Source organism: Thermacetogenium phaeum DSM 12270, assembly GCF_000305935.1.
In the GTDB taxonomy this organism is placed as follows: Bacteria; Bacillota; DSM-12270; order Thermacetogeniales; family Thermacetogeniaceae; genus Thermacetogenium; species Thermacetogenium phaeum.
On record NC_018870.1, the window covers coordinates 1,912,462 to 1,935,495 of the forward strand.

Sequence of the window (23,034 nt, forward strand, 5' to 3'; positions counted from 1 at the left end):
GAGTTCACCTGTACAGACGCGGTAAAACGTATTGCCGAACACCATCAGCCAGCAGAAGGCCAGCAGGCAATAGCAACACCCGGTTGAAAAAATTGATGATCGGTGTGGTGATGGCGAAATGGCGAATAGCAAGGCCAGGTTCCATGCTGACAAACAGCAAACCTTGGCGATCTTGACCGCCAAATTCACGGCCTATGTATTCGATACCTACCACCAAGAAATCTACAGCGAGCACCAAACACCCGATCGGCATCGTGGCGTAGAACTGCCCTGTAATAGGATGCTTCAGGTCACGCAGCGATTGTTCTGGAAAGTAAAACCAGCGGATGATCCAGGGAAAAATCAGCAGGCAAAAGAGGAGAATATTGATAACTCACAGCAGCACTGCAACGTTGTTCAAGAAGGGCCAGTAACAGGAATAGCACTTGCTGGTGACCGCAAAGATGCCCGTCCCCATAACTGAGGCGAACCAGGCCGGCGCAAAATTTTTTACGACCTTTGCCAAACCCTTCCTCCCTGGTTCCTGCAATTGTGCTTTTGCTTCCAAAGTATAATCTCCCCTCACCATAACTATCTGATGATGCCGTTGCTTATTCCTACCTCCTCTGCAGCCGCAGGGGTTTCAATTTCAGATGTGGGGAACTCTATCAAACGGTCGCGAATTTTGAAATATCTGGCCGTGTGAAACTCAAACTCCGCCATGTAACCCTCTGCCTGGCTGCTGTACTCATCGCTTGCCTCCAGGTAATTCAGCACCATCTGATAATCCCAAAAAGACCATGCCATCATGTATGTTCCAACTGCCTGCTCGGCGAAAGCGCTTGCCTTTGCGGCAGAATCCAGGGCAGCCAAAAGCGCATTAAGCGCGGCATCCCGCTCGTGTAAAGCATTGAGAAATGCTTCTTTAAAGGGTGCCAATGCCGGCGGCCACTGCAGACGCTCGATATCCTTTCGCAAAACATCGCTGTCTTCAATAAAAGAAGCCAGTTCTACAATCGCGCCCCCGGCATCAGCCGCTCCAATGGCATCCATTACCCCTGCAATCCTGTCGTCTGTTTCTATCAGGCGCCTGCTAAATGCCTCTATTGTAGGTCGTACCGCAACAATCTCATTTAATTCCTGCTGAAGGTTTGAGAGTTCTTGAGCCACCGTTTCCTCCTTTAAAAACGGCAGAACAAACCACCACTGCTGCTTCAATTCCGCCATTGTTTGCATTTTTTCCTGACATTCTCTGCTCAAAGACTCAACATCGTTAAGAAATACCATAACTTTTCGTTCTCCTGCTGTATTTTCAAGCAATCTCAACCTTTCGTTCAGCTTTCGGACCTCCTGTTCAATACCGCCAATGCCTTTCTGAAACTCCCCGGCGCCCCATATTTGCAACCCTGTAAAAGAAGCAAAACACATAAACAACAAAGCAAGAAAAAACCATTTCCTGCTTCCAGCAGGCCTCCTGAATTTTTCATCCGGCTCCACTTCTGGTCCGTAGGAGCCTTCCATTCCCCTGTTCCAGGAGAATTCTCGGTCATTTACTGATTCATTCATTGAACACACCTCTTTTCCCTTTGACAAAGTTCGATAAATATACCTTCATTGGGTTTCTTATGGTTTCCATCCCGCCCGCAGTAAAAACCTAGAGATGGCTTCTGCGCCTTCTACCGGGACTGCTCAGACGGCTGCCGCTATTGGCACGCCCCTCTTCCGCTGCAAATACAGCCAGGTGTATCACTCTGTCCTCTAACGATAAACAGAAGCCTCCCAAGCCATCAGCTTTGAGACGAAGAGAATCCCCGAGCCCTACGGAAGGATAACGATCTACCCCGGCCCGGGCTATTCTTTCCAAAAGCTTGTTCACAGCTCCCTTGTCAGGTTTCTCTTTTCCCCGCCAATCAAGCCGCTCTAGGGCATCTAATGCATAACTCTCGATCATTTTCGTGTACATCTTATTGAGAACTGCAGGGCTATCAAAGGCGTCAAGACAGAGGAAGTGACAGTTGATATAAACCGCCACTCCCACCTGGTTCTCCAGGGGCGCAAAAGCGTCGCAGTATTTTCTCAATCTATTTTCATGGCTTTCGTAGACTTCATTGACGGCGCCTGTAGGTGATTCGGCTCCCATTTCCCTCTGCTTACGCCCGATCTCCTCCCAAATGGCCCCCTGATTGGCCATAAAAGCCCCGCAGGACATGATGTTTTCCGCTACCTGTTGCGACTTCTTTGCACGCAGAAAAGCATAGGCAAAGCGTCTGCTCTCAGTAAAACCGTCGGCAACATAACGCCAGCGCCCCTGCTCAACGCAGCTCACCGGTATCTTCAGCTCAACCCGGGGCGCTACCAAGATGCTGATGTTGACCACGCGGTTTTGCTTCGCCCCAGAAAGTATCTCCCCATCCATTAGGAGGACGGGTGTTTCCCCCTTATTGATCACCAGGACCTCGTTGACACTGCCGCTTTCATCTATTTCCCGCACCTCCAGCAAACCCTTTACCAAAGCTTCATCAAGTAAGAGGTAGCCCGGATCCCGTAGTTCCATCCCAAGCAACGGAAAAATGACTAAATTTTCATACATCTGCGGCTCGCCCACCTGCAAAGTACTAAAAAACTCACTCAACACCGTCATGCCCATCCTCTCCTTCCCTTACATTTCAGTCCCCTTTTCATCGGGGTAATTAGTGCAACCGAAGATATTCATAGAAGAGCCATGCTCCACATTTGGCTTTCAGTCCCCTTTTCATCGGGGTAATTAGTGCAACGTGGATAAGCACCCTTTGGGGCAGAAGAGACTGTGGGCTTTCAGTCCCCTTTTCATCGGGGTAATTAGTGCAACCTCTTCCTCTAATTCTTTTTCGGATGAATGTGAAGCTTTCAGTCCCCTTTTCATCGGGGTAATTAGTGCAACTCCAATTCCCTGCCAGCGGTTAAGACTCATATTGGTTCTTTCAGTCCCCTTTTCATCGGGGTAATTAGTGCAACCATATAATAGGGAGAACGCCAGCCGCTTTTTGCACTTACCTTTCAGTCCCCTTTTCATCGGGGTAATTAGTGCAACCCTTATAGCCGCCAGAACAGATACAAGATATTTTCCTTTCAGTCCCCTTTTCATCGGGGTAATTAGTGCAACGTACTACTATTGGATTAATTTCTTTCTCCTTAGCGGCTTTCAGTCCCCTTTTCATCGGGGTAATTAGTGCAACCTGCCTTGTCCCGTTCCATGCACTCAACGCACTGGCAGCCTTTCAGTCCCCTTTTCATCGGGGTAATTAGTGCAACTTTTTGGATACCATGCGGGCCGACAAGCGACAGGTGCCTTTCAGTCCCCTTTTCATCGGGGTAATTAGTGCAACGGCATTTCTGACCCGGCTATCCAGACCAGCGTGGTTTCCTCTTTCAGTCCCCTTTTCATCGGGGTAATTAGTGCAACCCTGAACCCGTCAGTGTGCGGTAATCAGTTCCCGCTTTCAGTCCCCTTTTCATCGGGGTAATTAGTGCAACCACATAAGAGTCCAAATATACATTAATCCTCAGCCGGCTTTCAGTCCCCTTTTCATCGGGGTAATTAGTGCAACGGCGGAAGCGATGTGCAAATGCGGTGGGATTATGGTGCTTTCAGTCCCCTTTTCATCGGGGTAATTAGTGCAACCGATGTCAACGTACTGGATGTCGTTGGCGGCAGTGCTTTCAGTCCCCTTTTCATCGGGGTAATTAGTGCAACGGCTTGAAACGACATGGGGTAAGATATCAGGATTTACTTTCAGTCCCCTTTTCATCGGGGTAATTAGTGCAACCGCATGACAGCTTGCTGGTAAGTATGTTCTACGACCCTTTCAGTCCCCTTTTCATCGGGGTAATTAGTGCAACGGTAATTAGTTTGCTGTGGACACTGACCGGCACGGTCTTTCAGTCCCCTTTTCATCGGGGTAATTAGTGCAACTGAAGGTCGGACAATGGGAAGGTTTCTGGACGCACAACTTTCAGTCCCCTTTTCATCGGGGTAATTAGTGCAACAAGATGAAATACCGGAAGAAGCGGGGTTGATTGTGAGACTTTCAGTCCCCTTTTCATCGGGGTAATTAGTGCAACTCTGGTGGAGCCATTATGTTGACACTAACTTTAACTAACTTTCAGTCCCCTTTTCATCGGGGTAATTAGTGCAACCGAAATAACTGATAGTTAAAAAGGAGGCTAACCAAAATGCTTTCAGTCCCCTTTTCATCGGGGTAATTAGTGCAACTGACGCGCCTTTCATTGTTTATGTCGAGACTTTTTTGCCTTTCAGTCCCCTTTTCATCGGGGTAATTAGTGCAACAATGCAAACCCCCGCAGGGGCGGGGGCCTGGTGGTACTTTCAGTCCCCTTTTCATCGGGGTAATTAGTGCAACGGTGTCGAAATCGTCGGGTATGTCGAGAAGGTTTTTTTCTTTCAGTCCCCTTTTCATCGGGGTAATTAGTGCAACAACGGAAACTCCAGCGGGTAATGAAGCGGTTAGGTGTTCCTTTCAGTCCCCTTTTCATCGGGGTAATTAGTGCAACTATTTCGTCCTGGAGTCCGTGGCTATCGTAATGGAACTTTCAGTCCCCTTTTCATCGGGGTAATTAGTGCAACACCGCCGGTCCGTGAGGTATCTGATGTGCAGAGCTAAACTCTTTCAGTCCCCTTTTCATCGGGGTAATTAGTGCAACTATATGTCTTGATGTTGACGATGATGGCAAAATAGCTTTCAGTCCCCTTTTCATCGGGGTAATTAGTGCAACGATATGGGCAAGGATCGTTGGCAACCAGCGGCACTTGCCTTTCAGTCCCCTTTTCATCGGGGTAATTAGTGCAACGAAACCTGGAAGAAAATGCTTGCTCCTATGAGTATTCCTTTCAGTCCCCTTTTCATCGGGGTAATTAGTGCAACGAGAGTAGGACGCTCCCAATATTCCTTGACCAAAGCACTTTCAGTCCCCTTTTCATCGGGGTAATTAGTGCAACATCGCTGGCCGCCACCGCCCCAATGTCAGCAGGGGTCCTTTCAGTCCCCTTTTCATCGGGGTAATTAGTGCAACAGCGGGAACATCTCGCCTTCCCGGAGCAGGTAAATCCTTTCAGTCCCCTTTTCATCGGGGTAATTAGTGCAACACTTCGACGCATCGGCAACCACGAAAGACGTGGCCCTTTCAGTCCCCTTTTCATCGGGGTAATTAGTGCAACACATTCACGGCAGCCTGGGCTTCTTCCAGCCCGGCCCTTTCAGTCCCCTTTTCATCGGGGTAATTAGTGCAACAGAAACGTCCGCAGTGAGTCCTGTCGGCGCAGGAACCTTTCAGTCCCCTTTTCATCGGGGTAATTAGTGCAACAATGGCGGTATGGAACTTTGTAAGGTTGTCGAACTTACTTTCAGTCCCCTTTTCATCGGGGTAATTAGTGCAACACCTATAGCTGGGGGACGGTGCACTCCACCCAAGCGCTTTCAGTCCCCTTTTCATCGGGGTAATTAGTGCAACTACATTCTTTGCTGTCCTTGAAGAAGTTTAGTTAATTCTTTCAGTCCCCTTTTCATCGGGGTAATTAGTGCAACTTACACAAGGCTAATACTCCATCAAAGTCATCTTTCTGCCTTTCAGTCCCCTTTTCATCGGGGTAATTAGTGCAACGTACCGGATGAGCGTGTATCTTCTGTATGAAGAGTCTTTCAGTCCCCTTTTCATCGGGGTAATTAGTGCAACCCGAACACCCTGCCCTAGGCGAACGAATTGGATGAACTTTCAGTCCCCTTTTCATCGGGGTAATTAGTGCAACAATGAGAAAGAACGAGATTGTGAACTATCCGATTCACTTTCAGTCCCCTTTTCATCGGGGTAATTAGTGCAACTTTGGAGCGAGAAGTCCACGAGCTTTGGAATATGGAACTTTCAGTCCCCTTTTCATCGGGGTAATTAGTGCAACGCTAATAAAAGGCCGAATTTCTCGGCCTACGTCAAACTTTCAGTCCCCTTTTCATCGGGGTAATTAGTGCAACCGCAAGGGTGGGTGATAGTATATATGTTTTTATTCCAGCTTTCAGTCCCCTTTTCATCGGGGTAATTAGTGCAACTCCTTAAGGGGTCTGCCATCACAAGAGCAGAATAAAGCTTTCAGTCCCCTTTTCATCGGGGTAATTAGTGCAACTGTACGTTCATCATCAGTCTGTTTTATCTTTGTTACACTTTCAGTCCCCTTTTCATCGGGGTAATTAGTGCAACCCCTGCCACAGGGGTTCGACAAGCACGTTTCCCACGCCCTTTCAGTCCCCTTTTCATCGGGGTAATTAGTGCAACGCCGGTGCCAAAGGCACGCCACAGGGTGCAACTTTATCTTTCAGTCCCCTTTTCATCGGGGTAATTAGTGCAACCCTTCGTAATCAGCATCCCATCCTTCCACTTTGTAAACTTTCAGTCCCCTTTTCATCGGGGTAATTAGTGCAACCAGATGGTCCGACTACGTGAGAGACAGCCTCGAAATCGCTTTCAGTCCCCTTTTCATCGGGGTAATTAGTGCAACGCCGCGAGGCGGACAAGTGGGCGCCGAACTTCGTCCTTTCAGTCCCCTTTTCATCGGGGTAATTAGTGCAACTGCGTTTTTCAGCTTGAGCCGTGGCAGCAGTTTATCGTCTTTCAGTCCCCTTTTCATCGGGGTAATTAGTGCAACACAATCCAGCAGCTGACAACCACCCAGGACGCCGACTTTCAGTCCCCTTTTCATCGGGGTAATTAGTGCAACTTTGAAGCTCAGTTCGTCCGGTCGACTCCAGAAGGACTTTCAGTCCCCTTTTCATCGGGGTAATTAGTGCAACCTTTCAAGTACCCCTGCTTTGCCCAGGCCTTATACCTTTCAGTCCCCTTTTCATCGGGGTAATTAGTGCAACTAGCCAGATTCGGACTGTCATTTTGAACGGGGAGCCCCTTTCAGTCCCCTTTTCATCGGGGTAATTAGTGCAACGCGACATATTCACGTTGCAGCGGTGGGTCCATAGACACCTTTCAGTCCCCTTTTCATCGGGGTAATTAGTGCAACTTCATTTCGGGTACGTGGACTAACAGCTGAGGAAACTTTCAGTCCCCTTTTCATCGGGGTAATTAGTGCAACTATGAAAGAATCCATCGAAAACCAAATTGAAGAAATCGCTTTCAGTCCCCTTTTCATCGGGGTAATTAGTGCAACATAGGTGGTACCGTTAATCTGATATCCACCCTTCACTTTCAGTCCCCTTTTCATCGGGGTAATTAGTGCAACATACCCTTTGTAACAAAATTATTCGTGTGATTATACCTTTCAGTCCCCTTTTCATCGGGGTAATTAGTGCAACGGAGTAAGTTCAGTCAAGGAGATTGCGCCGTGAAAGGCTTTCAGTCCCCTTTTCATCGGGGTAATTAGTGCAACCGGAACTCCCATTCCTCCGGGAAATACTTGGGTAAGCTTTCAGTCCCCTTTTCATCGGGGTAATTAGTGCAACCAAAATTCTGCCTTATACCTGGAATATTGGCCGAATCTTTCAGTCCCCTTTTCATCGGGGTAATTAGTGCAACGACGGCCGAACTTGGCCGCGGCGGCCGCCAGGGCGTCCCTTTCAGTCCCCTTTTCATCGGGGTAATTAGTGCAACCAAATACTCAATGGGAGTGGCTTTGCGGCTGTTGACACTTTCAGTCCCCTTTTCATCGGGGTAATTAGTGCAACTAGCGGAAGCGCAAGGCTCAGAGCTTGAGAAGCTGTATGCTTTCAGTCCCCTTTTCATCGGGGTAATTAGTGCAACTAAAAAGGGCTGGGAGGAGGAGAAATATGACTTCATGTACTTTCAGTCCCCTTTTCATCGGGGTAATTAGTGCAACTCCTTCACCCAGGTCATGCTATCCACGCTATACCACTTTCAGTCCCCTTTTCATCGGGGTAATTAGTGCAACGGAGCAAAGTTCCCCGCTCCGCTCAACCTATAACAGGACTTTCAGTCCCCTTTTCATCGGGGTAATTAGTGCAACAGAGAAACGAGGGAAAACTTTTATGCTGTTGGAGATCTTTCAGTCCCCTTTTCATCGGGGTAATTAGTGCAACCGTGCTTGGCGTACTGGTCCAGCTCGTTCAGATAGCTTTCAGTCCCCTTTTCATCGGGGTAATTAGTGCAACACTGTGACCCTTCCACGCTTGGGCATCCCAATTACCCTGCTTTCAGTCCCCTTTTCATCGGGGTAATTAGTGCAACACCTCCGGGTGGATGCCGCCGGCGCCGACCTGACCCTTTCAGTCCCCTTTTCATCGGGGTAATTAGTGCAACGCGGAAGAACGCTGAAAGACCCTATTTCAATTAAGATCTTTCAGTCCCCTTTTCATCGGGGTAATTAGTGCAACGTATTTGGCTTATAAATCTCACGTTGGCTGGGTTGCACTTTCAGTCCCCTTTTCATCGGGGTAATTAGTGCAACTCCTCAGGTTTTTTAGAATTACAGCAAATAACTTGATCTTTCAGTCCCCTTTTCATCGGGGTAATTAGTGCAACGGTCCTGAAATTGAGGGTGAGGGTCATAGCGTCAAAACTTTCAGTCCCCTTTTCATCGGGGTAATTAGTGCAACAAAAGGAAGCGCGGTGCCTTTAATCGCAATAGTGGACTTTCAGTCCCCTTTTCATCGGGGTAATTAGTGCAACTTAATGTCTGCAACGAGAGCGAATTTTTCAGACTTCCTTTCAGTCCCCTTTTCATCGGGGTAATTAGTGCAACAAGATTAAAGCAAATAATGGAGGCTCGTAATCTGAGACCTTTCAGTCCCCTTTTCATCGGGGTAATTAGTGCAACCGCCAATTATGTGACCGCCGCACTGCAGGGTTAAGGACTTTCAGTCCCCTTTTCATCGGGGTAATTAGTGCAACCAAATTCAAGCCTGTCGTCCTGGGTATCAACGCCACCTTTCAGTCCCCTTTTCATCGGGGTAATTAGTGCAACTGAAATGAAGTTGACGCTGAAAATCACTTTGACTCACTTTCAGTCCCCTTTTCATCGGGGTAATTAGTGCAACGATGTAGTCTTCTTCTCCAGGAAGGGAGAAAACGACCCTTTCAGTCCCCTTTTCATCGGGGTAATTAGTGCAACTTCTGATATGCGGATATATCCGACTGTGTTTTACTGACTTTCAGTCCCCTTTTCATCGGGGTAATTAGTGCAACGTTGCTAATAGGGTTTGTATCGAGATACGCGAATATGACTTTCAGTCCCCTTTTCATCGGGGTAATTAGTGCAACATAATGCAAATTGCCTGGGCTATGGCCAAGGCCGATGCCTTTCAGTCCCCTTTTCATCGGGGTAATTAGTGCAACATTTATATCAAATTTCATTTCTTTGACGGTGAAAGCCCTTTCAGTCCCCTTTTCATCGGGGTAATTAGTGCAACCAGAAAGAGATAGTTTGTTCAAGCTAGCAGACCAGCGAACTTTCAGTCCCCTTTTCATCGGGGTAATTAGTGCAACGCCGGCGGCCGCTGAACTGGCAAACTTATATATCGAACTCTTTCAGTCCCCTTTTCATCGGGGTAATTAGTGCAACTCATAAACATATTTACAGGCCAGTTTGTAGTCGGTACTTTCAGTCCCCTTTTCATCGGGGTAATTAGTGCAACAATTGAAAAACCCCTGATTCGTCTTTCCTGGCCGTTCTTTCAGTCCCCTTTTCATCGGGGTAATTAGTGCAACTGGAAAAACTTTATATGACCGTTACGGTTAATTAACTTTCAGTCCCCTTTTCATCGGGGTAATTAGTGCAACCCCGACCGGGGGATAACTGGCACCTTCCTGGTACAGACTTTCAGTCCCCTTTTCATCGGGGTAATTAGTGCAACAACTAAGAGAAACCGGGCTGACCGCCGAGCAGGTACTTTCAGTCCCCTTTTCATCGGGGTAATTAGTGCAACTGCTTTGAATTTGTCCAATGCAAGGTTTGAATTGCAAACTTTCAGTCCCCTTTTCATCGGGGTAATTAGTGCAACCGTGGTAATATGATATCGGGAGCCGTTTGAGAGGAGCTTTCAGTCCCCTTTTCATCGGGGTAATTAGTGCAACAGCTCAACGAGCTGGCGTTGTCCTTTAATCAGGTTGCTTTCAGTCCCCTTTTCATCGGGGTAATTAGTGCAACCCTGGCGTAAGCGATCAAATTGGCTCTCCATGCCCTCTTTCAGTCCCCTTTTCATCGGGGTAATTAGTGCAACAGAATACCATCTCAAAGTCCTCGCCTCGCTCCCAGAGCCTTTCAGTCCCCTTTTCATCGGGGTAATTAGTGCAACGGGTGTGGGCACGAAGCATTCAAAGTGTACTTTGAAGACTTTCAGTCCCCTTTTCATCGGGGTAATTAGTGCAACCAGATCGGAATTCTATGGCGCCGCTACTGCCGGATTGCTTTCAGTCCCCTTTTCATCGGGGTAATTAGTGCAACCCCTGAAGAGTAAAAGAAAACACAATAGCCGTCCGGGACTTTCAGTCCCCTTTTCATCGGGGTAATTAGTGCAACGATTTTGTTTGTCGAACCATATCATCCGACTTCCACCTTTCAGTCCCCTTTTCATCGGGGTAATTAGTGCAACAGCCCGTTGATATTTTGAATTGCACATACTTTACATTACTTTCAGTCCCCTTTTCATCGGGGTAATTAGTGCAACAGCAGTACGGACGGGATTAAGAAGGGGTGAATTGTTCTTTCAGTCCCCTTTTCATCGGGGTAATTAGTGCAACGAGTGCAGCAGGCCAGCCAGTGCGGGCTTCAGCGATGACTTTCAGTCCCCTTTTCATCGGGGTAATTAGTGCAACGAGTTATTATTGGCGCATAGCTGCCCGTGATACAACACTTTCAGTCCCCTTTTCATCGGGGTAATTAGTGCAACACCTATATCCCTTGGTATATTGGGGCTTTGATGAAACTTTCAGTCCCCTTTTCATCGGGGTAATTAGTGCAACCGCATCAGGCTGTATGGTTCAAAGCCTTACCGTACAGAGGATTCCGCGGAATGTTCAACCGCTTTTCAAGGGCAAAAATTCGAAGCGAAGATTTTTGCATGAAAAACTACTCCTCTTTCGAAATTTTCGAAATTTCTTTTTTCAGCTAACTTCGTATTTTCAGGGCATTTAATAACAACCTCGAACCCTTATCGATGTCAGATATTTACTCCTCAGGCTTCTTTTTCGAAAAACCATTGGCGATAACCAATTTGAGCTACGGTTAGGAACATAAGGAACCAACCGAAAGTAAAAGTCTTATTTCCCTAATCAAGTACTCTTCTAGCGGAACCTTTCTTCTTAATTCCGAAAGTTACATACCAGAAAAACTACGGAATTGAAGAAGTCAACAATTCGGAACCATCCTCAGCGCAGCAAACGTGATAAAAGGGACAGGTAGCAGGGCAGTCCTCGGCCAGACCGGGGTCAATTTCTTCGGTGACGAAGCGCGCTTTCTCGTCGCGCTCCTCGATGAACCACTGCCGCAATTCATCGCTTATGATGTGAATATCTCGCTTCACAATCAGCCGGTCTCCCCTGAACTCTCCGTAAATAATGCACCCCAGGTTCACCGGAAACTCGTAAATGGCCTCCATCACCAGTGCGTAGCCGGTAGTACCCAGTCTATGGAAGTCTCGGGGCTCCCCGAACTTCAGGTCGAGGATCATCGGCTCATAAAAGATAAAGGCATCCGTGCTTAAGTTGCCGCTCAAGCCGAGAAAGGCCCCATTGAGCTTCTGTTCCACCACGACTGGAATCGTGAGATTCGCAAGGGAATCCTCACCAATGTAAGGGTAGCGGGTGAGCACCTCTTGAAGGCGGGAGAGCACCCGCGCCTTCTCAAAGCTGCACAGGATCTCAACTTTTCTGGACAGATCGGCCGCCTCTGAATCGGTAAGGCCTGCAAAATGAGACGTTTTCTCCGGAATGTACTTTTCGAGTTCCTCACAGATTGCCCGATACTTCTCCGTTCCGTGGAGGTAAATCGCCCGTTTCGCAGTTACGAGAAGGTCGGCCAGGACTTCATGGAGAACCATCCCCTGAATCATTGCAGAGTTGGGTTCTCCCTTGATTCCTTGTACCCGGCGCAGAAAGACATCCCTGCCGGATGGGCAGTACTTGCCGGCCACCTCGTACAAAGCGAGAACCGAACCATAAACGGGCTCCAGCGGAGGCTGGTGCCAGTTCCAACCCCGCAGCTCATCGACCACCCCGAGCTCCCGCGCTTTTGGAAGGTAGTAGCGCAGAAGCTGCTTTCTCTCGTCATCAGACAGAAAATACATCATCCCACATCCCCGCAGTAGTTCTTGTACTCGCAGTCGGCACACCGTCCCCTGCTCCGGGATACGGCAGGAAAATGCTCCCGCCTGATCAGGCTGCGGATTGCCCCCATAAGCCGCTTGGTATAAAGCCGAGCCTCTGGAGTGGCCTCTATGTAAACTGTGTGCCTCGAAGGAATCAAATAGATAAAACCGCCCCGTACAGGCTGCCTGAGATGGTCTTCCAGCAGAAGGGTGTAGGCTAAAAGTTGATACTTGTGATTGACCGCAGGTCGGTAAGTATTCTTAAAATCAACGGGAAAAGAACCACGTGAAACGGCAACATACATGTCCAGTACTCCCTCAAGTCCCAGGCGAGATGAGAAAAGGTAGACATTAAAGAATCGCTTACCCTCCTCAAAGCCGTAGGAACGCAGCCGGCGCCGCCCCTCAAGCCTCGCCGTTTTCAGGTGCTCTTCTTTGCCGATCTCCATCTTGGGAGTTGCCCTTTTCTCCACAGGTAAAACGTAAGTAAAGTAAATTATCCGGGGACAGTAAAGATATTGCTTGATGTCGCTCACCTTTAGGATCGGTTCCATCATAATCCCTCACAAGCCTGACCAAAAGCGCCTAAATCCGTTAAATAACTAACGGCCCCTTCTGCAACCCCGCCAATTTTCGTGAGAGAGAATCGGTTTCCGGAACCGCGACCTCGAGAATCAGCGACAGGTCCTTATCACAAATAGGGCAGATGAGAATCTTCCCCTCTTTACCTCCAAGGACCCGATACAGGCGCTGCTGAAGTTCCTGACGACGGTTGTGGTTCAACTCTCCAAAGAAAGCCGAATACTGGATGTGCACGAGACCGTAATCTTTGCAGGTTTCGAAGGTCTTGGTCCGGATCCGGTCATCGGGAATATCGTAAACAACGAGAGTTTTCAAGTTACCACCTCCAGTGTGTCCATCCAGCCGCTACCATCCGGCAATAAAGGGCTTGTACTTCCCCTCCCCCCTCAGGTAGGCAGCAACCCGCCTTGCCTGGCGCTGAACAATCGATCTCATCTTGTACTTTTTCCCTTCGTAATTCTCCTCGCCGTCCAGGCGCTCCAGTATCCTCCTGGCAAGCTCGCGCCTGGTCTCTTCAGTAAGGCTTCCCTCATTCTGGTTAATCGCGGTCCCTCTGAGGATCATACCGATCACCGTACGGTCGACGATGCAGGCGCGGAACTCCTCGGTCAGGTCGAGTACAAGGCTGGGCTTGCCAGGTCGGTCGGTGTGAAGAAATCCGGCAAAAGGCTCCAGTCCTGCCAGCATCACCGCTCCCCAGACCTGGGAGTAGAGGATGCCGTAGCCGTAGTTCAGCGCTGAATTCACGGGATCCTCAGCGCCCCGGCGCTCCCGGCCGGCGAACTCGATTCTTTGCCCGAGCAGGAGCCCTACACCTTCCCAGTAAGCCTGGGCAGCACGGCCTTCGATGGAGAAGATATTACCCCTTGCCTCCTCTACCGTTCCATCAGATATGCCCTCCAACTCCTTTTTGATTTCCTCTATTGCGGCGATCCGGGTGACCAACTCCTGGTAAAGAGCGGCGTCGGAGGCCCGTCGGTACTTCCCGAAATATTTCAAAACGTTTACCTGGTTCCGGAGCTTTCCGTCGATAAAGGCCAACGCCAGGGCAAGCCCGCGGCCGTCTTTATAGGCGAGGATCTGCTCCCTGCGGGTGAGCACCGTTCCGCTCAGTTGAGGGGAGGTTATCTTGGCGTAGGGCTTACCCGAAGGCGTCAGGAAGTTGATCTGGATTCCATGTTGAATGCACTCGAGCACCACGTCGGAGGAAAGGGAAACTCCCCGCGAAGCAATAGTAAGGCACGTGACATCCTGGAAAGGTATCTCACCTATCACCTTACCCTGTTCTTTGATGACCAGGCGCTCGCTTTTCTTCCCCAGAGTCGTCCCAAAATTGACGATGAAGATTTCGGACAGTTCACCTCACCTCCGACGACCCCACATTGCCACCGCTAAACCCTAAAGATTCTACAGGCTATCTTGATGCCCCGGCCAACCAACCTATTACTCTGAGCAAGATAAGTAAATCAATCTGAATAGACAAAAGCTATCAGACCAGCGTGTCCTTCGCCCCTTCCCAGCTCTCAGACCACCATCCCCGCCCGGCCTGGACAAGAGCTGAAGTATTCTCGGCAATGCGGAAGAGAACGATAATAGTCTCCATCCAAACCCGGCCGCCGATCACCCAGAGGAAAAAGAAGACCACCGCCCAGATCAGGCTGAAAAGGAAATTTCCAAGCCACCAGCCGAACTGCATCGTTCTCATCCCGCCCGTTGCGAGCATGCCCAGCGCCCCGATGACCCCGATGGCAATCCACAGGCAGTAGAGAATCGGAATGATTTTCAGTGTGACGAAGGATGAAAAGGAAAAATCGAAGAGCCGGGGCCAGAAAGATTTTTCGGTCATTGGAGATACCTCCTGGTTCGCTCACAATATCCTCTCTTGTCTCAGGAGCTCAAAGTAGAAATCAGGTACACAGAGACCACTACCGTCGGAAAAGGCAAATTCCATATAACCAGCTTTTTTTCGGGTGGTTCCACGCAAGATGATATACCGCAAAGTAGTAGCCAATACCTCAAAAGACTCAAAGTTTTGCCAATAATGGCTATGATTAGCATGCAACTCCAACCAGCCTGTGATGCATTTCCCGCATTTTACTGTTCCCTCAACTACCTCGGAAAGACCTACTATCTGGAACATCGTCCGTTTTTTGCCCAGCAGGAAGGTCTGGCCTTCGGCAAAACTCTCCAACAATTCAGGTTTAGCTGAAAGGCCATAAGTTACCAATCGCTGGTCGGGCTTGATTGCCTGAATGGTGCCGTAGGTCGGGACATAGTAAGGGCGATCTTTTGCCTCCAGGCTGCCCTTTTTGAACATATAGCTGCGGCCGGTGCTGGGGTAGAATTCGTGCACGACGTTGAAGGCCGTAGTATCTAGAAAGGCATCGGGAAGGCGATGGCTTCCCTCTGCCATGAAGATACCCGGTAAGAACCAAACAGGCATAGCCGCCACGTCATAGGCTTGAGTGAAGGCGTCCGGGTCGTTTCTCAAGTCTATCAGGCGCGGCCGCCAGGTAGCACCCCGTGTTAGGCTGGCGTAGAGGGCCTCGCTGGTCACGTGGGTATGGGTTCGGTAATCCGACCCGAAGTCAGATGCTACCACGGTGAAGCGCCCGCAGTTCCTGAGAGTAATAGCCCTAGCGTAGAGCACAGTGCATCACCTCTTACCCTAGAGCCGCGAAGTACTCTTCAAAGGCCTCCGTAAGCTTGCCCGCCAGGGCTTCAATTTCCTTCCCAAAGAGAGATACGCTGCCGTTTAAGTCATCAAATTGCACCTTCCCCTCTTCAAACCGGCTATCCAGCGTACCTTCATCGGCCCATTTCAGCATATCCAGTACCGAGAAGCGGGGATAGCCTGTGGCCACCACCAGGAACTCGGTATCGAACTTGCCGTGGTTGGCCGAGTACTTGCCGTAGCCGTGTTCGTCAGCCCGGCGCACGGTGTGCAGGTAGCCGGCTACGTCAAGCAGGGTAGGGCTTTCGATAATGGTGATGAAGGGGAAGCGGGTGCCGGCCTTGACGTACTCGTATAGGTGGTAGGTTTCGGCGCCACGGCCCTTGTTCACGTCCTCATAGACCTGGTTGCCAATTCCCATCCCTTCCTCGCTGCCCTCCATGGCTATGCAATCTACAGCATCTTCAACCGAGTAGGTGTCAAAATAGCGGATGCGGGAGAATGTAGCCCCTTTACCGGCTTCCAGCCCGCCAAACAGGGAGCAGTTCCAGCAGGCGATACATAAGCTATCTGGGATGGTGCATTCTTTGTCAAACTTGGCAGTAAAGTAGTCTTGCCAGCTGCTATTGGTTTTCTGCTCTACCAGTTCCCGAAAAAGACTCATATGAGCGCGGCGCTCGATCCCTTTAAGCTTGCGACTGATAAATTCGGCTCGCGTCTTGCCTAAGAGTTCCAGTTTATCCACATAGGACTCGTTACCGTAGCCTTCGTGGGAGACCGGCAGAAAACGGGTCTTTACAGTCTTCACGCCGACAATTGTAACCACCCGGCGGGTGTAAATGGGCTGAGCCACACGCCGTTTGTTGACCACCCTGGGAACCAGAACGCTAACACTGGCCATTTGGTCAACGAAGAGCTCAATCTGGCTCATGGTGCTTCCCTCCTCGTTTTTGAGATTTTATAAGACAAAAGCCTTACTTCACAAATCAGTTTCCGGCCGCCTCTTCCGGTGTCTCCATGGCCTCCATCTCCCGCAGTTTCCAGCGATAGCGCTGGCGGTTGGCAAGGAGAAACTCCTCGGCTTCGGTAACGATGGTCTGAAGCCGCTCACCTTCACCGTAAACCTGGGCCAGTTTGGCGATGTGCGGCTGAACTACTCTGCGGAAGTTGGCCCGGATGGCATCTTCCTCCAGAGCATCTGGATTTCCCCGGTTGGCCTCGGCGTAGGCCCCGGTGAGCAGCCTCCGGGGGTAAAGGTACTCATAGGCCCGAGCGTAGAGGCTGCGCTTGAGATGGTTCAAGTTGTCCTTGCGCCCCTCAAAAAGGCCCCGATGGTCCAGGAGCCACTTCTTAAGGGCCAGGAGTTCAGGGAATTCCTGTTCCCGCCGGTAGTCGCTGGCATCCCGCAGCACCTTACTCTTCCACTCCTCAAAGCCGGCCTCCACGTTGTCGTAGTAGCGGATGCAGCCCAGTAATAAGCGCGGGTATTTTTCGTAAGCGGTAGGCCGCTCGCTCAAAAAGAGGGGCAAAAGGTCACCACCTAGCCGGTCAAGGGTGCGAAAGAGAAGCTGACAAAATTCGTCCATTTCCGTTGTGTTCACCTGTCTTGGCATCATTTCACCTCCTCGATTTGCTGAGGCCACAAATGGCTGGGGTCATAATTGTTTGAGTTGCTCTATCAGTTTCAGATACTCTGTCCCGTCAACCACCCCCATTCCTTTCGCGAACTCATTGGAAAGACGCCTGTATCGGGCTTCGCGCAAGTCGTCGCCGACTCGCAAGGGCGAATCCCGCAGGACCTCCGAGAAAGTGCCTAGAGGATCTTCTTCAAGCCGTTCGGCCAGGAGAATCCAATCGGCCAGAAGCGAATGGCCTTCCCGCCACTTGACTACTCGTCGGGCGAAGTTAACGATGGCGCTGAAATGCCGGATGACATCGTCGGCGTTTTCGGCCTTACCCTGGACGTAGAAGGTGTTGGTGTCGAACCCGCCGGGAGCTAGAGTTGGTACCGATTGGAAGTAATAAGGCCCATCGCAGCCGCACAGCTTGCGTAAGAGGGCTAGCAGGGTGAAAGCAGCGAGACGGCTCTTGGAAAAACGCCGCTGAACAAAGTCTAGGGCTTCCTCCCGGCCTGGTTGGAGCTGAGGCAAGATGAAGGCCAAGAGGCGGTAGTCGCCCACTCCCAGTGGCAGGACTTGGGCCTTCACATCGGTGCGCATCTGGCCCAGGGTCTCTAGACCGGGGGCCACGGTGTCGTCAGCAATTAGCGCAGCGAAGGCTTCCTCGGCGCTGGGGATCTCCCCTGCCGAGCAGGGATCCATGTCTTGGCGCTCCCTTTCCCACCGGATCAATTCCTCCCGCATATATTCTACCGAGAACGGTCTCTTATCCTCGCGGGCTCTTTGTTGGAAAGTGCCGATTCGCTCAAATAAATAATCAATCACGGCCGCAAGCCGCCGGGCATCTGCCTCACCGTGACGTCCGTAGTGGAAGATGATGTTAAACTGCTTCGGTACCGGAAAGTCTTTCGCCTTGGGTTGTGGTCTGGCGATGTGCATACCCAATAGTTTAATCACTAAATAGCTACTGATCCCACATCGAACACACAGGGCCTCTTCGAAGGGTCGCAGCTTCGGCGACTGATTATAAAAGCGGCCAGCCCCAAACCCACCGGTGATGTTTTTTTCCGCGATGATGGCGGCATCAGCACTGCAAAAGCGACATGGCATCTTTCTCTCTGCGGCTGCCTTGCATCCAATTTCCCATATTGGCAGAAAACCAAGCTGCACCCCCTGAACCAGAACACTGGCAGCCTGGGCAAGGCTCAAGGCCGGCATCTTTCTTGCCAAATTGGCTGCTACTGTTTCAGCTGCCCCGTTGTCTATTTGCTGCTGCACATTGCTCAGAAATCCGTCAATTGCAATCTTAAGTTGAGCCCGGTCAATCACTTGGGCATTCTTTCGTTCAGTGAAAACAGTCTTATCAAAAATATCTCCTGGCCCCAAGGCGAAGGCGCCTCGCACTGGTGCTGTCGGGAGCAAGCCTTCGTTCATAGCCCGGCAAAGAAAGGCGTAGAAGCTCTGCATTTCTGTACCGTCCTTGGCGTAGAAGAAACTTAGAATAGCCAGGATGATGTTGATATTCGTTTCTTCCTCCTCTACAAGTTCTCGTAACCTCCGATTGATCTTAGCAAGTAATCCAGGCAAAAGGTCACGTGGGACAGCAAAGGCTGGAAAGGGTTCGATGTTGCTCTTATAGAAAGTCAACATCCGCCCAATATCGCCGTAAATGCCACGAGCTTGATCCTCATCGCCGAAGTAAAGGTCAGGTAGGCTATCGAGGATCTCTTGCCGGAAGCATTCAGCTATCTGGTCCAGAACCACCTCTCCGTGGTAGAGATAGTAATGGCTCTCCAGGTCGTTGGCCAAAAGCCTAATGCGGCCCAGACCGTTCCGCTCTACCGCCCGAATCAATGCCTTGCTCAAAAAATCGTTAAGTAGCACGTTGCCGAGGAAAACCTCCTCCCGCCGCACCACAGGGGAATAGAGGCGGATCACGGCCAGATGAGAACCGTCTGAGAGGGTCTGCTCCCAATAGGCAGCACCATCGGCCACCAGAGACGCCACTGTATGGCTGCCGACAGCGTTGCCCAAACTCCAACTATTCAAGGTTTCCTCTGCCGCTTGAACAACGAATGTAAAAGGGTTTCCGTTCATCGAAGTCCTCCCCCTATCAGTTTCAGGGTTTCCTTTAGCCCGTAATTTCTGGGGTCATAGCGTTTGAGCCCCGCTTCGATCTCGTCGGCGTTCTCGGTAAGGTAGGCGAACACCTCCCCAAGGCTAGATGCCTGGTTAAAAAAAGGCCGGTAGTCCTGCCCCTGCTCGTGGCAATATGAAGCTACAAGATCGCCAATCATCACGAGACCGCCCAGAGGATGATAGGTAAAGAGCAGGTCCACCAGTGTGATGCGCCGCTCCTCGTTAGGATAGAAGGAAGTCCATTGGCGGCGAATGAGAGGACGAAGGGTGCCGGCCTTTTCTCGCTCATAGGAAAGATGAAAGAACCCGTGGTGGGTCACCGCAAAGGCCCAGATGTGATCCATAGCCGTTCCTTCCAGGTTCGCCAGGTCAAGATCATAACCACAAGCTCCCCGCAGTTCCTGCCGGATGGCTTCTTTGCTCTCTTCTACCATACGGGGATGGTCATAGTCAAAGGTGCTGGCCTCGTGCTTAACCCTCTTACCGGGCAAGGATTGGGCACTGGCGGCTGCATTCAACATGGCCTGGAAATCCGGGTCGAGTTTTCCCACATCGTGTACAAAGGTTGCAAAGATTAGCCGGTCCAGCCGGGGCCCCGGTGCCTCACCGGCCAGCCGGGCCACCCGTAGGGCCACCTCCACGCAGGACAAAGAGTGATCGTAAAGGGTTTGCCGGCCTGTTGACTTGCCTAAGGTAGCCTTATACTTGTCTATTAGCATACTCCACCAGCCTCCGATAGACATAAAAACATGCCCCCGCCACCCGTTCGAGAAGCACAGGCCCAAAGCTTCCTGGCACCACCAAGCTTTCCCAATTGTAAATGATCTCTTCCAAATTAAGGGCCGAGGCTCTTTTTAGTAACTCCTCCGCTTCCTCCCTGGTATAGCCGAACATAATTAACCAGGTTTGGTCGGGCAGCACTAGCGGGTTGCCAAGTTGGTCCTCCACCGGCTCGGCGATACCATCCGCATCCACCCGCAGAAGATGCACATCACCCTGGCCCAGGACGAGGCGAGAGTAAGACTCAAAGAACAAGGGCAATGCCTCTCCTATCTGAACCAGAAGCTGAGGAAGTGGCTTGGACGCCTCAGGGCGTATCTTCGAGAGAAATTCTTCCAAATCATGCCGAATTTGCTCCTCCAATGCCTTTAAGAGAACTCCAACGGGTTGCCCTTTGCTGACCGGCTCGCTGATAAATAACCTCACGTAATCCGCGGCAACACCATAACCAGCCCGCACGTGCCACTGTCCGCCTTGCCACCAGAAGAGTACCTGACTGGCCTCCAGCGTGGCTTTAGTGTCTACAGCAATAGCCTTCCATACCGATTTCTTCCATAGAAACTCCAAGTACCACATCTCAGCCCGGGCCATTTCAAAAGGCGAATCGCCGGGCAAAAGCCGCTCGTTGGACACTTTGCGCAGAATATAGAAGGGGTCCCCCCCTACGCCCCCCTGGAGAACGACTTCTGGAAGCGTCCCCCTCAAACCATAAGCGAAAGGCAGATTTGCTTCCCGCAACTTCCGGCCTAAAGTACCCACTTCGTTGCCAAACATGGTCCGATTGAGCCATTCACCAATCTCGCCCAATTGGGCGTTGACCATCCAGTGGGTAGCGTCTAAGAAGGCCGAGCCTTCGGCGTAAAGCCGGGCCGGAAAAAGACCATTTGCAGGATCGGCAATAAGGGCAGAGAACTCATCCCTGCTCACCGGGGTCCAAAGGCGCTGAAACAAGTTCACATAAGTCTCGCCATCCCTTATCAAAACGAATATTTTGCCCTGGATACCCGGACGGCGCCCCACCCGTCCGAAGCGCTGCAAGAAACTGTTGCCGTCGCATTGCTCGGTAATAAGGACATCAGCAGCAAAATCCACTCCGACTTCAACGGCTGGCGTGGATATCAGCACTGCTCTGTGAAGCTTACTAAAGGCATCTAACAGTCCCTCGCGTTCTGTGCGGGACATTTTACCGGTATAGATTACTACAGGTACATCCGTGTCGCCCCACATAGCAATGTGGCGCGCCTCAACATCCAGTTCCTTAGCTGCCAAAGCCTGATGTATACGCTCAATCAATGCCTGCTTCCGAGAGGGATCCACGACCAGCCAGTCCAGCCAAGAAAGGGCGACACGCCGTTCGGCCAACTCCCCGGGGGACATCCTGAGCCCCGCTGCACTTTGCTCCGGAAGATTCACGGTGTATTTCAGATGGTTGGTAATCGCTTCGGACAATTCGGGACTTGCGCCTGCCTTTTGGAGAGACTCTGTAATCTCTCTGAAAGCCGGAGCGGTTACCCATAGTGAGTCCTCCGTCCAAAGGCGTTCCAGTCCGGACTGAATAATCCTTATGTATTCGTTCAGTGCCTCAATGACAGCGTTGATATCCGGTTCCTGATTTAACATCGGCTTAACCTCATTCCATAGTAACCGGGATAACTTCCCCTTTCCTCTTAATTGCCGGTTCATGGCTTCAATCAGGTGCTGCTCTCCACCCCGGTTCAGAGAGTAGAGGAGACGTTTAAGACTGTAGGTATGGCATTCCAGCAACCGTGCTACCCTGGCGGCCAATATCTCAATGGATAGATCAACGCGAGTTCCTTCATCCAGGTCCTTCAGGTAAAAAGGCCCTTCTCGCTTTAGCCACCCCTCTATCTCCTCCACGGTTTCCATCACCATCCCTTCCTGCTCCAGCCAGCCCTTGAATTTGCCCCAGGGGATGCGTCCAAACCGCATCTGCAGGTCGGGTGATAAGTCAGGTAGGGATCTGCCTTTGATGCCTTCAAAGACCCTGTGAGCCAGATCAGCGGAGTTGAAAACCAGGAGAATCTTCTGTGCCCCGTCGGCCAAGACAGATTCAACAGCGCCAATCAGTCTGTCACGGCGCTCTTCGTAGCCCCTCTCCGGTTCAAGAAATGTCACTTCTACATCGCCGCACTTGGACCGACCTCGCACCTCCACCCCGTTCGTAAGACGACGCAATTCTGGCGTAGGCGTAGCGGTGAGGACGTGCCAGCGCGGACGCTTGTCCAGCCTCTCACCAAGCAGACATATTCTTTGCTTGAGATGCGTCAGATTTCGCAGCATCAGACCATTGAACAGGTGTGCTTCGTCTAAAATGAACTCGTCTACCAATGCCAGGCCATAGATGAGCAGACCGCTATATTTGGCGTTCTTACGGAAAAACCAGTAGACCTCGTCAGGAGTAGCCAGGATAACCGGCTTATTTAGCGCCGCCATCAGTTGCGTGCGTGACATCTCGCCATGCAACTGGCCTATCTGTAAGCCAGTAATTTCGGCCAGAGTATCCATCACCCGGCGCTGGTCTTCCATTAAGGCTATCGTAGGATACATCAGCAAAACCTTGCGAATACGTCCTTCCCGCAACTTATGGAACAGCGGTACGGCGATGGCCAGAGTCTTTCCCGCAGCCGTACCCGCCACCAGGAATACCTCCTGATCTGACAATACCCGACGAAAGACTTCAGCTTGATGTCGGAAAGGAATCAGCATTTCTCCATACTTTACCCGAGTATAGGACTGAAAAAGATCCTTCACAGATTCAGGAACATTTTCATCTGTTTCGGGTGGCTGGTTAGTAACCAATACGGACAAAGGCATTCGAATGCCCTCCTCTACTCCACAAAAGGTGCTGATAGCCGGGCTCAAAAACGCCTGGCACCGTAACAACCCCCTTTATTGCCGGCAGCGAGCGCTCTCCATTTGTGCTTTA

At 50.7% G+C, this 23,034-nt stretch carries 14 protein-coding genes and 1 CRISPR repeat array; all 14 genes read right to left on the minus strand.

The window, feature by feature from the left end; translation table 11 throughout:
• Nucleotides 1-4: 4 nt before the first annotated feature.
• Nucleotides 5-370, minus strand: coding sequence for an SLAC1 family transporter (locus TPH_RS16545; RefSeq protein WP_201764553.1), 366 nt, complete (start codon nt 368-370; stop codon nt 5-7).
• 200 nt (nt 371-570) lie between these two features.
• On the minus strand, nt 571-1,545 hold the full coding sequence (locus tag TPH_RS09410) for a hypothetical protein (RefSeq protein ID WP_015050966.1): 975 nt from the start codon (nt 1,543-1,545) through the stop codon (nt 571-573).
• A gap of 88 nt (nt 1,546-1,633) precedes the next feature.
• Nucleotides 1,634-2,620, minus strand: a complete 987-nt coding sequence (locus TPH_RS09415; RefSeq protein WP_015050967.1) for an ARPP-1 family domain-containing protein — start codon at nt 2,618-2,620, stop codon at nt 1,634-1,636.
• A 22-nt stretch (nt 2,621-2,642) separates the two neighbouring features.
• Nucleotides 2,643-10,950: direct repeats of the CRISPR family, unit length 37 nt; unit sequence CTTTCAGTCCCCTTTTCATCGGGGTAATTAGTGCAAC.
• A 368-nt stretch (nt 10,951-11,318) separates the two neighbouring features.
• A complete protein-coding gene (cas4a, locus tag TPH_RS09420; RefSeq protein WP_015050968.1) occupies nt 11,319-12,275 on the minus strand; it encodes a type I-A CRISPR-associated protein Cas4/Csa1 in 957 nt (318 codons plus the stop codon).
• Nucleotides 12,272-12,850: a CRISPR-associated protein Cas4 gene (cas4, locus tag TPH_RS09425; protein WP_028990907.1), complete on the minus strand. Its 579-nt coding sequence runs from the start codon at nt 12,848-12,850 to the stop codon at nt 12,272-12,274. Before cas4 ends, cas4a begins: the two co-directional genes overlap by 4 nt.
• A 37-nt stretch (nt 12,851-12,887) precedes the next feature.
• Nucleotides 12,888-13,190 (minus strand): CRISPR-associated endonuclease Cas2, encoded by a 303-nt coding sequence (cas2, locus tag TPH_RS09430; RefSeq protein WP_015050970.1) that lies wholly within the window; start codon nt 13,188-13,190, stop codon nt 12,888-12,890.
• A gap of 30 nt (nt 13,191-13,220) precedes the next feature.
• Nucleotides 13,221-14,231 carry a CRISPR-associated endonuclease Cas1 gene (gene cas1 / locus TPH_RS09435; RefSeq protein WP_028990906.1) on the minus strand — a complete coding sequence of 337 codons (1,011 nt, stop codon included), beginning with the start codon at nt 14,229-14,231 and terminating at the stop codon, nt 13,221-13,223.
• A 133-nt stretch (nt 14,232-14,364) separates the two neighbouring features.
• Entirely contained in the window at nt 14,365-14,721 is a 357-nt protein-coding gene (locus TPH_RS09440; protein ID WP_015050972.1) for a DUF4282 domain-containing protein, read from the minus strand.
• Nucleotides 14,722-14,742: 21 nt separating this feature from the next.
• Nucleotides 14,743-15,525, minus strand: coding sequence for a hypothetical protein (locus TPH_RS09445; protein ID WP_015050973.1), 783 nt, complete (start codon nt 15,523-15,525; stop codon nt 14,743-14,745).
• Nucleotides 15,526-15,538: 13 nt separating this feature from the next.
• Nucleotides 15,539-16,480, minus strand: a complete 942-nt coding sequence (locus TPH_RS09450) for a CRISPR-associated protein Csc2 (protein WP_015050974.1) — start codon at nt 16,478-16,480, stop codon at nt 15,539-15,541.
• 55 nt (nt 16,481-16,535) lie between these two features.
• The gene (locus TPH_RS09455) at nt 16,536-17,165 is read right to left on the minus strand and encodes a hypothetical protein (RefSeq protein WP_236608781.1); all 630 of its coding nucleotides are present in this window, start codon (nt 17,163-17,165) and stop codon (nt 16,536-16,538) included.
• A 39-nt stretch (nt 17,166-17,204) separates the two neighbouring features.
• Nucleotides 17,205-19,265, minus strand: a complete 2,061-nt coding sequence (locus TPH_RS09460; protein WP_015050976.1) for a hypothetical protein — start codon at nt 19,263-19,265, stop codon at nt 17,205-17,207.
• A complete protein-coding gene (locus TPH_RS09465; RefSeq protein ID WP_015050977.1) occupies nt 19,262-20,026 on the minus strand; it encodes a CRISPR-associated endonuclease Cas3'' in 765 nt (254 codons plus the stop codon). Before TPH_RS09465 ends, TPH_RS09460 begins: the two co-directional genes overlap by 4 nt.
• Complete coding sequence (locus TPH_RS09470; RefSeq protein ID WP_015050978.1) at nt 20,007-22,922, minus strand: DEAD/DEAH box helicase; 2,916 nt, start codon at nt 22,920-22,922, stop codon at nt 20,007-20,009. Before TPH_RS09470 ends, TPH_RS09465 begins: the two co-directional genes overlap by 20 nt.
• Nucleotides 22,923-23,034 lie beyond the last annotated feature (112 nt).